Origin of the sequence: Methylorubrum extorquens (assembly GCF_024169925.1) — a bacterium.
Classification (GTDB): domain Bacteria; phylum Pseudomonadota; class Alphaproteobacteria; order Rhizobiales; family Beijerinckiaceae; genus Methylobacterium; species Methylobacterium extorquens_A.
In genome coordinates this window covers 1,785,766-1,799,042 of record NZ_JALJXF010000001.1, presented here as the reverse complement: position 1 = coordinate 1,799,042, position 13,277 = coordinate 1,785,766, and the positions used below count along the sequence as shown (strand labels likewise).

Genomic DNA, 13,277 nt, shown 5'->3' with positions numbered 1-13,277 from the left:
GATGCCCGATCAAGTGAGCGCTCCCGCACCGACGGAGGGGGCCGACTTCCCGGTCGCAGCAGGCGTGCTGTTCGGGCTCGGCCTCGGCGGCTTCTTCGATGGAATCGTGCTGCATCAGGTGCTGCAATGGCACCATATGCTCAGCTCTTGGTACCCGATCACCTCGATCGACAACCTCGAACTCAACACACTGTGGGACGGGATTTTCCACAGCGCCACCTACGTCTTCGTCGTGGTCGGGTTGTTCATCCTGTGGCGCCGGGCGCGGGGACGGCATCTGCGCTGGTCGAACCGGGCGCTGGCCGGCAGCCTTCTCGTCGGCTGGGGGCTGTTCAACTTCGTCGAAGGACTGATCGATCACCAGTGGCTCGGCGTGCACCACGTCAACGAGCGGGTGGACCGGTCGCACTGGCTGGCCTGGGATCTCGGCTTCCTCGCCTGGGGCCTCGCCATGCTGCTGTGCGGCGTCTGTCTGCTGCGGACGGGGCGCCGGCCGACCGGGGCGGCTCCCGCCGCGCTGCGGCGATGAGGCGGGCGGGAGAGGGCGGCCTGCGGAGGGAAACGAAGCCCCTACGGAGGGCTTGGCCCTGGCTCGTCCTCGCCGCGGGCCTCGGCCTCGCGACGATACCGGCTTGGCGCCTTCTGGCGTTTGGCATCCGGATGAGCGCGGAGGATCTGCTTCAGATCCGCTGCCTGCCGTGGTGAGTACCTCTCCGGTCGCGGCCTCGTCCTCGCGCCGCTGGAGCGGCGCCGTTCCGCACGCTCTTCGCGCACGCCGTCCGATCGGCTAAACGGGCCCTCGATTCAGTGTCTTCACGTCGCCCCGCTGCGCCGTCGCGGCCGGTGGCCGGGCGTCTCGTGAAGCCTTCCCAGACGGCAGAGAGCGGATTTCGATGACGGCAGGCGCGAACCACGGGGCGGAGAGCGGCTTCACCGCGATCGTGCTGGCAGCCGGCAAGGGCACGCGGATGCGCTCCGACCGGCCCAAGGTCCTGCACGCCTTGGCCAACCGCTCGATGCTCGGCCACGTGCTCGCCGCGGTGCAAGAGGCAGGAGCCTCCCGCCTCGCCGTGGTGGTCGAGCCGGGCCGCGAGGACGTCGTCCGCGAGATCGAGCGGCTGGCGCCCGGTGCCGGCATCCATCCGCAGGCCGAGCGGCTCGGCACCGCGCACGCGGTGCTCGCCGCCCGCGCCGCCCTGGAGGGCGGGCAGGACGTGATCGTGGCCTTCGGCGACACGCCCCTCGTCACGGCCGAAACCTATGCCCGCCTGCGCGCGCCCTTGCGCGAGGGCGCGGCGGTGGCGGTGCTCGCCTTCGAGGCCGCCGACCCCACCGGCTACGGGCGCGTACTGACGGAAGGAGGCCGCGTCCTGGCGATCCGTGAGGAGAAGGATGCCACGCAGGACGAGCGGCGGGTCAACCTGTCGAATGCCGGGCTGATGGCGCTGTCCGGTCCCCACGCCCTCGGCCTCTTGGAGCGGATCGGCAACGACAACGCCAACCGCGAATACTACCTCACCGACGCGGTGGCGCTCGCCGCTGCCCACGGTCACTCCGTCGCCGTGGTCCCCGTGGCCGAGGCGGAGGCGCAGGGCGTCAACGACCGGGTGCAGCTCAGCCAAGCGGAGGCGACGATCCAGGCACGCCTGCGCCGGGCGGCCCAACTCGGTGGGGCGACGCTGATCGCGCCCGAGACGGTGTTTCTCAGCGTCGATACGATCCTCGGCCGCGACGTCGTCGTCGAGCCGCATTGCGTGTTCGGCCCCGGCGTCGTCGTCGGCGACGGCTGCACCATCCGCGCCTTCTCGCACCTTCACGACGCCCGGCTGATGGAGGGCGCCGATATCGGCCCGCATGTGCGCCTGCGCGGTGGTGCGGTGCTGGAAGCGGGCGTCCATCTCGGCAACTTCGTCGAGATCAAGAACGCGACCCTCCACGCGGGCGCCAAGGCCTCGCACCTGACCTATCTCGGGGACGCCGAGGTCGGAGCGGGCGCCAATATCGGCGCGGGCACCATTACCTGCAATTACGACGGTGTGTCGAAGCACCGCACGCTCATCGGCGAGGGCGCCTTCATCGGCTCGAACTCGGCGCTGGTGGCGCCGGTCAGCGTCGGCGCGGGCGCGCTGGTCGGGGCCGGCTCGGTCGTCACCCGCGACGTGCCGGCGGACGCACTCGCCGTCGCGCGGGGGCGGCAGATCACCCGCGAGGGGGCAGCCAAGACCCTGCGCCAGACTCTGAAGGCTGCCAAGGCTGCCCGCGAGGCGAAGAAGGACTGAGCGGAAAGTCACGGGGCGGCGGGCGCTGGCCTTCTCGCGCCGCGCTCCGTACAAGCCCTTCCATCCGCGCCACGCCCAAGGTCGGGCTTCCCTTGCACCACAGGAAGCCCCGCCTCGGGCGGACATCCCATCACGGGCTGGAACGGCGCCTCTGACCAACGGCTTCAGGATCGGCCATGTGCGGAATCGTCGGCATCGTCGGGCGTGAATCGGTCGCGGACGCGTTGGTCGAGGCGCTGCGGCGGCTCGAATATCGCGGCTACGATTCGGCCGGCGTCGCCACCCTGGAACACGGCCGGCTCGACCGCCGCCGGGCTTCTGGAAAGCTCTCGAACCTGCAGCTCAAGCTGGTCCAGGCGCCGCTTCCGGGCGCGATCGGCATCGGCCACACCCGCTGGGCCACGCACGGACGCCCCAACGAGACTAACGCCCACCCGCACGCCACCGAGCGGCTGGCGGTGGTCCATAACGGCATCATCGAGAATTTCCGTGAGTTGAAGGCCGAGCTCGTGGCCGCGGGCGCGCGCTTCGAGAGCGAGACCGACACCGAGGTCGTGGCGCAGCTTGTCAGCCATCTGATGGGGCAGGGGCTCGGGCCCGTGGCGGCCGTCGAGGCGGCGCTGCCGCGTCTGCACGGCGCCTTCGCCCTGGCCTTCCTGTTTTCGGGCGAGGACGGCTTCCTGATCGGCGCCCGCCACGGTGCGCCGCTCGCCATCGGCTTCGGGCAGGGCGAGACCTATCTCGGCTCGGATGCGCTCGCGCTCGCGCCCTTCACCGACCAGATCACCTATCTCGAAGAGGGCGACTGGGCGATCCTGACCCGCGACGGCGCCGAGATCCGGGATCTTGCCGGCGCGACGGTGAACCGGCCGCGCCAAAGAATCGCGACCCAGGCCTATCTCGTCGACAAGGGCAACCACCGCCACTTCATGGCCAAGGAGATCCACGAGCAGCCCGAGGTCGTCGGGCGCACGCTGGCCCACTACATCGACATGGCGCGCGGTCAGGTCGTCCTGCAGGAAGAGCTGCCCTTCGACTTCGCCCGGCTTTCGCGCCTCTCGATCACCGCCTGCGGCACCGCCTACTATGCAGGTTTGGTCGCCAAGTACTGGTTCGAGACCCTGGCGCGTCTGCCGGTCGAGATCGACGTCGCCTCCGAGACCCGCTACCGCGAGCCGCCGCTGGAGCGGGACGGGCTGACGCTCGTCATCTCGCAATCGGGCGAGACCGCCGACACGCTTGCCTCGCTGCGCTACGCCAAGGCGCAGGGGCAGCACACGCTGGCGGTGGTCAACGTGCCGACCTCGACCATCGCCCGGGAATCCTCGGCGGTGATGCCGACCTTCGCCGGGCCCGAGATCGGAGTCGCCTCGACCAAGGCCTTCTCCTGCCAGCTCACGGTTCTGCTCTGCCTCGCGCTGGCGGCCGGGCGCGCCCGCGGTACCCTGAGCGCGGAGCGCGAGCGCGCCGTCGTCGATGCGCTCATCACCGCCCCCGGCCTGATGGCCGAGGCGGTCACGATGGAGGCCGAGGTCGAGGTTCTCGCCCGCGAGATCGCCAAGGCGCGCGACGTGCTCTATCTCGGCCGCGGCACGAGCTACCCGATGGCGCTCGAAGGGGCCCTGAAGCTGAAGGAAATCAGCTACATCCACGCGGAAGGGTATGCGGCCGGCGAACTCAAGCACGGGCCGATCGCGTTGATCGACGAGAGCGTGCCGGTGATCGTGATCGCCCCCCACGACGCGATCTTCGAGAAGACCGTCTCGAACATGCAGGAGGTCGCCGCCCGCGGGGGCAAGATCATCCTCGTCGGCGATGCCAAGGGCGCGGCCGCCGCCGGGCTCGACACGCTGGCGACGCTGACCATGCCGGACGTGGACCCGGTGATCGCGCCGATCGTCTACGCGGTGCCGATCCAGCTCATCGCCTATCATACCGCCGTCTTCATGGGGAAAGACGTCGACCAACCGCGCAACCTGGCGAAGTCCGTCACCGTGGAGTGAGCGGTCGGCGCATCGATCCGGCCTCCGGACCGATGCGCCTGCCAAAAAATCAGGTGCGCCAGGGGTGGTCGGGCAACTCGGTATCGCCGATCGCGCTGGCGCCGGCGAGCGCCACCGCGTCATCGTTCTCCACCGACGAGCCGCTGACGCCGATCGCGCCCGACATCTCGCCGTCCGCATCGACGATCGGGATACCGCCGGGGAAGGTGATGAGGCCCTGGTTCGAGTGTTCGATGCCGTAGAGCGAGCCGCCGGGCTGCGACAGGGCGCCGATCTGGCCGGTCTTCATGCCGAAGAAGACGGAGGTCTTGGCCTTCTTCTGCGCGATGTCGATGGAGCCGACCCAGGCGCCGTCCATGCGGTGGAAGGCTTTGAGGTTGCCGCCGGAATCGACGATCGCGATGCACATCTGGGTACCGAGCTCGACCGCCTTGGCGCGGGCCGCTTGAATCGCCTTTTCCGCCTGTTCGATGGTGACGTGCATCGCGTCTTCTCCCTGGAACCTGTCGCTGAACCTTGGCCACACCGGGCCGCCTCGAGGTAAGATTTCGCGAGCCCCGATCAAGTTGCCTCGCGCACCACTCAAATCCGGGCCCTGGCCGCTCTCCGGCACCGGTCGCTCTTGAGCCGCCGATGCGCAGCCGCTACGTCTCTGCCCCGGAGAGCCGGAGGCCGGGATGGATCCGTCCGTCCGCTCGTCCGTCTCTTGAGGTGCATGCGTGGCGCCGACCCTCTCGCCGATTCCGGATGCCCCGGAACCCGCTTCGTCCAAGACGCGCGTCAGCGCCCGGGGCCGGCTGCGGACCTACTTCCTCACCGGCGTGATCGTCGCGGGCCCGCTCGCGATCACGATCTACATCACGTGGTGGTTCATCGCCCTCATCGACGGATGGGTGAAGCCGCTGGTGCCGGTCAGCTACCTACCGGACCACTACCTGCCCTTCTCGATCCCCGGAATCGGCCTCGTCATCGCCTTCGTCGCGGTGACGCTGCTGGGCTTTCTCACCGCCAACCTCGTCGGGCGCTCGGTGGTCGAGTTCGGCGAGGTGCTGCTCGCCCGCACGCCCGTCATCTCCGGGCTCTACCGCGGCCTGCGCCAGATCTTCGAGACGCTGTTCTCGGCCAACGGCACCTCGTTCCGCACCGTCGGACTCGTCGAGTTTCCGGTAAAGGGGACGTGGTCGGTGGTGTTCCTCTCCGCGCCCGCGGCCAATGAGGTGCAGGGTGCGCTCCATGCGAAGGAGGGGGGCGAGGCCAAGGATTACGTCGGCGTGTTCCTGCCCTGCGCGCCGAACCCGACCACGGGGTTCTTCTTCTACCTGCCGCGCTCGGACATCGTCGAGGTCGGCATCAGCGTGGACGACGCGGCCAAGCTCGTGATGTCGGCGGGCGTGATCCAGCCGGAGGATCCGCGGGCGGGCCTTCAGGCCATGGCCGCTTCCTTGCGGCAAGCGCAGATGCAGGAAGGTGAGGCCTCAGAAACGGAAAAGGCGCGCCGTGAACCGGCGCGCCAGGATCTGTAGAGCGTTCCGAGACCCGAGTCTCAGTGCTGAAGCGACGCCTTTTCGACCGGCAGCGTCGGCGGGGTCGCGTCGGCCACCTGATGTGTGGCCGCGGGGCGGGCGACCGGCGAGGACCAATCGCTGGCGATCTGAATCGTCACCAGCAGGGCGAGGCCCGCACACAGCGCGTTGGCCGCGATCCAGAGCCGGCGCGAGGATTGCCGTACGGCGTTCACCAGGGCGTCCGTCGTGTTCTCGTCGCGCGTCGCGCGGTCCGAGATCGGCATGAGCCAAGGTTCGACGGAAAGCGTGTCGGCTCCCCAATTCTCGGAGGAACCCGGCAGGCGTTGGAACGGTGCGATCGACATCGCGATCCTCCTTTTTTCCAGTGGCACCCCGGTCTACGAGGCCGTTTGTTCATCTTCAGTTAAGCGGCAATTGGGGCAGATACAAGGTAATTCCGCTTTTTCCGCCCCGCCGCACGCTCGCTTCGAGCGCGAGCGGCGCTGTGCAAGGGACTGATTGGAAACGGAAAACGCCTTTTTCCCGCGCAGAGTTGCCGCAGCCGGGAATGTCCGAGGTGGCGGCTGCGGCTTCCTGAATGGGTCGTTCAGGATCGTCTGTTTCTGAACGGTTTTCTGAACGGGCGATCATATTCGGCGTTCGAAGACCCCCTCTGGATGGAGAAAGCGGGTTACCCTCGACCACGGCGCGGATGCGGGGTCACCCCGCACCGATCAGCCGGATCGCCGCTTCGCGCTCGAACAGGTAGAGCAGCACCCTGAGCGCCCGGCCGCGCTCGCTCTGGAGGCGCGGGTCGCGCTCCACGATCAGCCGGGCGTCGTCGCGGGCGGCCTCCAACAGGTCGCCGTCGGTCTCGAGCCGGGCGAGGCGGAAGGCGGCAGCGCCGGATTGGCGGGTGCCGAGCACCTCACCCTCACCACGCAGGCGCAGGTCTTCCTCGGCAATCCGAAAACCGTCCTCGCTCGAGCGCATCATCTCTAGCCGCGCTTTGGCCACCTGCCCGAGGGGGCCGCGGTAGAGCAGCAGGCAGGAGGAGGCCTTCGAGCCGCGCCCGACCCGGCCGCGGAGCTGGTGGAGCTGGGCCAATCCGAAGCGTTCGGCATGCTCGATCACCATGATGGTGGCCTCCGGCACATCGACGCCGACCTCCACCACCGTGGTCGAGACGAGCACGCGGGTGCGGCCGGCGGCGAAGGCTTCCATCGCCGCGTCCTTCTCCGGCCCCGGCATCTTGCCGTGGATCAGGCCGACCGCGTCGCCGAAATGTTTCTGCAGATCCTCGAATCGCTCCGCGGCGGCGGCGAGATCGACATATTCAGATTCCGCCACCAGCGGGCAGATCCAGTAGACCCGGTCGCCCCCCTGAAGCGCCCGGTGCAGCCCGCCCACCACCTCGTCGATGCGCTCCACCGGCACGGTGATGGTCTTGATCGGCTGGCGCCCGGCCGGCTTCTCGTCGAGCACCGAGACGTCCATGTCGCCGAAGAAGGTCAGCGCCAGGGTGCGTGGGATCGGGGTGGCGGTCATCACGAGGATGTCCACCGCCTCGCCCTTGGCGCCGAGCGCGAGGCGCTGGTGCACGCCGAAGCGGTGCTGCTCGTCCACCACCGCGAGGCCGAGATCGCGGAACGCCACCGCATCCTGGAACAGGGCGTGGGTGCCGACCACGATGTCGATCTCGCCAGCCGCCAGATCCGCCAGCGTCGCCCGGCGCTCGGCGGCCTTGTCGCGGCCGGTCAGCAGCCGCAGGCGCATGGCACCGGCCAGCGGCACCAAGCGCTCGTAGTGTTGGCGCGCCAGAATCTCGGTCGGGGCCATCAGGGCGGCCTGCCGCCCGGCCTCCGCCGCCGAGGCCATGGCGAGCAATGCCACGGCGGTCTTGCCGGAGCCGACATCGCCCTGGAGCAGGCGCAGCATCCGCCGCTCAGCGGCCATGTCGGCGCGGATTTCTTCGACCGCCCGCGCCTGCGCGCCGGTCAGCGCGAAGGGCAACGCCGCCTCGACGCGCGCTTTCAGATGCCCGTCGCCGGCATTGACCCGGCCGGGCTTGCGCCGCTGCCGGGCCCGCACCAGGGCGAGCGCGAGCTGCGAGGCGAGCAATTCGTCGTAGGCGAGACGCTTGCGCGCGGGGCTCGCGGGCGGGGCCTGCCCCTCGACCGGGGGCGGGGGCGCCTCCTCCGGACGGTGCTCGATGCGCAGGGCCTCGGCGAAGGGGGGAAAGCGGTTGCGGGCGAGGTAGGACGCGTCCTGCCATTCGGGCAGCACGGGCAACCGGTCGAGCGCGCCGTGCACGATTTTGCTGATGACCCGCGAGGTCAGCCCCTCGGTCGCGCCGTAGATCGGCTCGACGGCGGGCAGGCTGGCGAGCCCCTCCTGGTCGAGGATGCGGGAGGGATGCACCATCTGCCGGGTGCCGTCCCACAGGTCGATCCTCCCTGAGACGTAGCGGTGTGCCCCGAGCGGCAGCATCTTCTCGATGCGCCCCCGCGGCATGCCGAAGAAGACGAGGCTGATGTCGCCGGTCCCGTCTTCGACCAACACGCGGAAGGCCCGCTTGCCGAGCATCGGCGGCCGGTGCGCTACCACGGTGACGCCCAGCGTGACGGGCTCGCCCGTCGGCGCATCGCGGATCGAGCCGCAGAGCGGCCGGGCGACGCCGCTTTGCGGCAGGTGGAACAGCAGGTCGGCGACGCGAGCCGGCCGTTCCTCGGAGCCGAGCAGCTTTTCGATGAGCGGCGCGATCTTCGGCCCGACACCGGGCAGGCCGCGGGCGGGCGCGAAGAGCGGGTCGAGGAGGCTGGGGCGAAGGCCGGGAGCGTCTTCTCCGCCGGGGCGGGGAGGGGCTGCGTCGCGTTCGAGGGCCGGGGTGGTGTCCGAGGGCATCAGGATGGCGTCATGCTGGCCGGCCGAGGTTACCGCACTTCGTGCTTCGGCCGCATCGCGTGCATACGGCATCGGAGGCGCAGTTCCCACCGGCTCTGCCACCATGAGGCTTCCGTGCCGCCGCTCGCATCGGCCGCCTCTCCGGCTGCGCTCTGCGCCGACACGCCGTTTGCCCGCAGCCGCCTGCCCCTCTACATGCGGGTTCAGGATTACCAGGGGACAGCCCATGTCCGGCACCACCCGCACCAGCGCCGACCTCGACCCGCGCCGCCGCCGCACGCTGTTTCGCGCGTGGCACCGCGGCATTCGCGAGATGGACCTGATCATGGGCCGCTTCGCCGATGCCGAGATCGGTAAATTGTCCGAGGAGGAGTTGACGCAGTTCGAGGCGCTGATCGAGGTGCCCGACCGCGATCTGTTCCGCTGGCTCACCGGCGAGGACGCGACGCCGGAGAACTACGACACCGCCGTGTATCGCCGGCTCAAGGCGTTTCATCGGCACGACGCGCCGATCCACAACTGAACGTTTGCCGCCGCGGACAGCTTCCTGAGGACCCACCGGCATTCCCTTCGCACGAGCAGGCGGATGAAGGGGCGGCTCATGCCCCTCCGGAAGCGGCGCTCCCCTCTACCCGGCCCTCGCTGACGTGAGGGTCATCCTCCCCCCGTAAGAAGGGGAGGGCGACGACGTCGAGCGCACGCAGAAATCAACGAACCGATGGCCAAGCCCCAACCCAAGCCGCCCGCTCCGAAGCCGCAGACCGCCCGCTTCGCCCTGCCGAAATCGGCGCCGCTGACCAAGGCGCTCGATGCGATCAAGCGCGGCGACAGCCCGACGCTGGCCTCCGTCCCCGACGGCTTCGACGCGCTGGTGGCGGCCGATCTCGCCCGCGCGCTGTCCGGCTCGTTCGAGGGGCCGGCGGTGCTGGTCCACGTCGCCCGCGATTCCGGCCGCTCCAACGCCTTCCAGAACGCGCTGAAGTTCGTCGCCCCCGAGATCGAGGCGATGAGCGTTCCGGCCTGGGACTGCCAGCCCTACGACCGCGTCTCGCCGAACGGGGCCATCGCCGCCCAGCGCATGACCGCGCTCTCTCGGCTCACCCGCTCGCGCTCGTCGGAGGAGAAGCCCCGCATCCTCTGCACCACCGTCAACGCCTTGGTGCAGCGGGTGCCGCCGCGGTCGCGCGTGGCCGTCGAGACCTTCTCGGCGGCGATCGGCAACGTGGTGCCGATGGACAAGGTCGTGGCCTGGGTCGAGGCGAACGGCTTCCTGCGCACGGGAACGGTGCGCGATACGGGTGAATACGCCGTGCGCGGCGGCATCCTCGACCTGTCGCCGCCTGGCCTGCCGAACCCGATCCGCCTCGACTTCTTCGGCGACACCCTCGAATCGATCCGCGCCTTCGATCCCGAGACGCAGCGCACGGTGGGGAGCCTGCGCTCCCTCGATCTCGTGCCGATGAGCGAGGTGCAGCTCACCACCGAGACGATCCGGCGCTTCCGGCAGGGCTACCTATCGAGCTTCGGCGCGGCGACCCGCGACGACCGGCTCTACGAAACGGTGAGCGAGGGCCGGCGCTATGCCGGCCTCGAGCACTGGATGCCGCTGTTCTACGAGCACCTCGACACGCTGTTCGATTATCTCGGCGACGTGCCGATGCTGTTCGACCCGCAGGTCGAGGAGGCGGCCACCGAGCGGCTCGCCCTGATCCAGGACTATTTCCAGGCCCGCGAGGCGGCGCTGAAGAACCCGCAGAGCGGCGTCGCGCCCTACAAGCCGCTGCCGCCGCGCGCGCTCTACCTCACGCCCAACGAGTGGAAGAGCAAGGTCGAGGCCGGCACGGTGGCGCGGCTCACCCCGTTCGCGATGCCGGATTCCGACGCGCTTGCGGTGATCGATTGCGGCGCCAGGGCCGGGCGAAGCTTCGCGCCCGAGCGGGCCGACGACGCGGCCAGCGTGTTCGATGCGGCGGTCGCGCATATCCGCGATCTCCAGGCATCCGGGCATCACGTGATCCTTGGATCCTGGTCCGAAGGCTCGCGCGACCGGCTCTGCGGCGTGCTGACCGACCACGGGCTCAAGAAGCCGACGGTGATCAACACCTTCGCCGCGGTCAACGCGCTCAAGCGCGGCACCGATTTGGCGGTCGCGGTCTGGGGGCTGGAATCCGGCTTCACCCTCGACCGGCTCGCCGTGGTGGCCGAGGGCGACATCCTGGGCGACCGGCTGGTGCGCCAGAAGCGCAAGTCCAAGCGCCCGCAGGACATCATCCTGGAAGTGCAGGCGCTCCAGCCCGGCGACCTCGTGGTCCATGCCGACCACGGCATCGGCCGCTTCGTCACGCTCAAGACCGTGACCGCGGCGGGCGCGCCGCACGACTGCCTCGAACTGCAATATGCCGGCGGCCTGCTGCTGCTGCCGGTCGAGAACATCGAACTCCTGACCCGCTACGGCTCCGAGGATTCGGAGGTCGCGCTCGACCGCCTCGGCGGCGGGGCATGGCAGGCCCGCAAGGCCAAGATGAAGCGCCGCATCCTCGAGATGGCCGGCGACCTCATCAAGATCGCCGCCGCGCGCTTCGTCAAATCCGCCCCGCGCCTCCAGGCGCCCGATGGCCTCTACGGTGAGTTCGCGGCCCGCTTCGCCTTCCAGGAGACCGAGGATCAGGCCAACGCCATCGACGCGGTGCTCGACGACCTCAATGCCGGCCGCCCGATGGACCGGCTGGTCTGCGGCGATGTCGGCTTCGGCAAGACCGAGGTGGCGCTGCGCGCCGCCTTCGCCGCGGCGATCTCCGGCAAGCAGGTGGCGGTGGTGGTGCCGACCACGCTGCTCGCCCGCCAGCACTTTCGTACGTTTGCCGAACGCTTCAAGGGCCTGCCCATCAACGTCGCCCAGCTCTCGCGCTTCGTCTCCGCCGGCGATCAGCGGCAGAACCGTGCGGGCTTGGCCGAAGGCCAGGTCGATATCGTCGTCGGCACCCATGCCCTGCTCGCCAAGAACGTCGCGTTCAAGGATCTCGGCCTCATCATCGTCGACGAGGAGCAGCATTTCGGTGTCGCCCATAAGGAGCGGCTCAAGGCGCTCCAGGCCGACGTGCACGTGCTGACGCTCTCGGCCACCCCGATTCCGCGCACGCTGCAACTCGCCATGACGGGTGTGCGCGAACTCTCGATCATCGCCACGCCCCCGATGGATCGGCTGGCGGTGCGCACCTTCGTGACGCCGTTCGATCCGCTGCTGGTCCGCGAGGCGCTGCTGCGCGAACGCTACCGCGGCGGCCAGTCGTTCTACGTCGCCCCCCGCATCGAGGATCTGGCCGAGGTCAAGCGCTTCCTCGACACCGAAATGCCCGAGACCACCGTCGCGGTCGCCCACGGCCAGATGGCGGCGGGCCAGCTCGAGGACGTGATGACCGCGTTCTACGAGGGCAAGTACGACGTGCTACTCTCGACCACCATCGTCGAATCCGGCCTCGACATCCCCACCGCCAACACGCTGATCGTGCACCGGGCCGACATGTTCGGTCTAGCCGCGCTCTACCAGTTGCGCGGGCGCGTCGGGCGCTCGAAGGCGCGGGCCTACGCCCTGTTCACGACGCCGGCCAACCGCCAACTCACGACCCAGGCCGAACAGCGCCTGAAGGTACTCCAGAGCCTCGACACGCTGGGTGCCGGCTTCCAGCTGGCCTCCCATGATCTCGACATCCGCGGCGCCGGCAACCTCTTGGGCGATGCCCAGTCCGGCCACATCAAGGAAGTGGGCTACGAGCTCTACCAGCAGATGCTGGAGGATGCGGTCACCGCCCTGAAGGCGGGGATCGAGGAGCCGGTGGAGGAGGCGTGGTCGCCGACCATCGCGCTCGGCGCCCCGGTCACGATCCCCGAGGACTATGTCGAGGATCTCACCGTCCGGCTCGGCCTCTACCGCCGCCTCTCGACCATTGAGAACGACGCCGAGATGGAGAGCTTCGGCGCCGAGCTGATCGACCGCTTCGGGCCGCTGCCGCCGGAGGTGGAGCAGCTTCTGAAGATCGTGACCATCAAGATCCTGTGCCGCGAGGCCAATGTCGAGAAGGTCGAAGCCGGGCCGAAGGGCGTGGTGGTCCACTTCCGCGAAAAGTCCTTCGCCAACCCGCAGGGGCTCGCCGCCATGGTCGTGGAGCAGGGCTCCTTCGCCAAGGTGCGGCCCGACATGAGCGTCGTGTTCATCCGCGAACTCGACGGCATCCCGCGACGGCTGAAGGAGACGACGCAGATCCTGCGCGGGCTCGTGACAATTGCAAAGCGCGCCAAGAAGGCGGCGTGACCGAGCCTTCGCCGTTGGAGTGGGATCGACGGCGCAGGCGTGTCACGTGCAAGAGACATCGCGGCGCGGGAGATCTCGCTCAACTCACGCTGTGCGTTGATGAATCGCTTGAAGCGGCAGGTCATTTCGAGTGACGTGCCAACAATTCTTGCATCTCGAAAAATAAAACGAGCCTTGATAAAGCTTCATTCGAGTCGCATATAGATCTTATCGATGCGAGGCCGGATTTTCTGGGCCGTGACGCCTCCGCAGGGCGGTTCTCATTTTCCTTCGTTAT

At 69.1% G+C, this 13,277-nt stretch carries 10 protein-coding genes; 6 read left to right on the top strand and 4 right to left on the bottom strand.

Translation table 11 applies throughout. The annotated features are described in order from the left end of the window. Nucleotide 1: 1 nt before the first annotated feature. The 3 genes from J2W78_RS08550 to glmS all read left to right on the top strand — a co-directional run bounded on the left by J2W78_RS08550 (nt 2) and on the right by glmS (nt 4,282). Nucleotides 2-529 carry a DUF2243 domain-containing protein gene (locus tag J2W78_RS08550; protein ID WP_253369726.1) on the top strand — a complete coding sequence of 176 codons (528 nt, stop codon included), beginning with the start codon at nt 2-4 and terminating at the stop codon, nt 527-529. A gap of 364 nt (nt 530-893) precedes the next feature. Next, complete coding sequence (glmU, locus tag J2W78_RS08540) at nt 894-2,279, top strand: bifunctional UDP-N-acetylglucosamine diphosphorylase/glucosamine-1-phosphate N-acetyltransferase GlmU (protein ID WP_253369723.1); 1,386 nt, start codon at nt 894-896, stop codon at nt 2,277-2,279. 176 nt (nt 2,280-2,455) lie between these two features. Then, nucleotides 2,456-4,282 carry a glutamine--fructose-6-phosphate transaminase (isomerizing) gene (glmS, locus tag J2W78_RS08535; protein WP_253369721.1) on the top strand — a complete coding sequence of 609 codons (1,827 nt, stop codon included), beginning with the start codon at nt 2,456-2,458 and terminating at the stop codon, nt 4,280-4,282. A gap of 49 nt (nt 4,283-4,331) precedes the next feature. Here the strand turns inward: glmS and J2W78_RS08530 are convergent, their stop codons facing one another. Continuing rightward, entirely contained in the window at nt 4,332-4,766 is a 435-nt protein-coding gene (locus J2W78_RS08530; protein WP_253369719.1) for a GlcG/HbpS family heme-binding protein, read from the bottom strand. Between the two features lie 235 nt (nt 4,767-5,001). Here J2W78_RS08530 and J2W78_RS08525 point away from each other — a divergent pair, with 235 nt between their 5' ends. After that, nucleotides 5,002-5,805 carry a DUF502 domain-containing protein gene (locus J2W78_RS08525; RefSeq protein ID WP_253369717.1) on the top strand — a complete coding sequence of 268 codons (804 nt, stop codon included), beginning with the start codon at nt 5,002-5,004 and terminating at the stop codon, nt 5,803-5,805. Nucleotides 5,806-5,825: 20 nt separating this feature from the next. On the opposite strand, the gene J2W78_RS08520 is transcribed toward J2W78_RS08525, so the two are convergent. From J2W78_RS08520 to recG, 3 genes are all read right to left on the bottom strand, one after another. Next, a complete protein-coding gene (locus J2W78_RS08520; protein ID WP_253369715.1) occupies nt 5,826-6,152 on the bottom strand; it encodes a hypothetical protein in 327 nt (108 codons plus the stop codon). A 55-nt stretch (nt 6,153-6,207) separates the two neighbouring features. After that, the gene (locus J2W78_RS08515; protein WP_253369714.1) at nt 6,208-6,438 is read right to left on the bottom strand and encodes a hypothetical protein; all 231 of its coding nucleotides are present in this window, start codon (nt 6,436-6,438) and stop codon (nt 6,208-6,210) included. 69 nt (nt 6,439-6,507) lie between these two features. Further along, nucleotides 6,508-8,691, bottom strand: a complete 2,184-nt coding sequence (gene recG / locus J2W78_RS08510; RefSeq protein WP_253373998.1) for an ATP-dependent DNA helicase RecG — start codon at nt 8,689-8,691, stop codon at nt 6,508-6,510. 226 nt (nt 8,692-8,917) lie between these two features. On the opposite strand from recG, the gene J2W78_RS08505 reads away from it, so the two are divergent. Next, nucleotides 8,918-9,214, top strand: a complete 297-nt coding sequence (locus tag J2W78_RS08505; RefSeq protein ID WP_253369712.1) for a succinate dehydrogenase assembly factor 2 — start codon at nt 8,918-8,920, stop codon at nt 9,212-9,214. A gap of 195 nt (nt 9,215-9,409) precedes the next feature. Beyond that, nucleotides 9,410-13,000 carry a transcription-repair coupling factor gene (gene mfd, locus J2W78_RS08500; RefSeq protein WP_253369710.1) on the top strand — a complete coding sequence of 1,197 codons (3,591 nt, stop codon included), beginning with the start codon at nt 9,410-9,412 and terminating at the stop codon, nt 12,998-13,000. Nucleotides 13,001-13,277 lie beyond the last annotated feature (277 nt).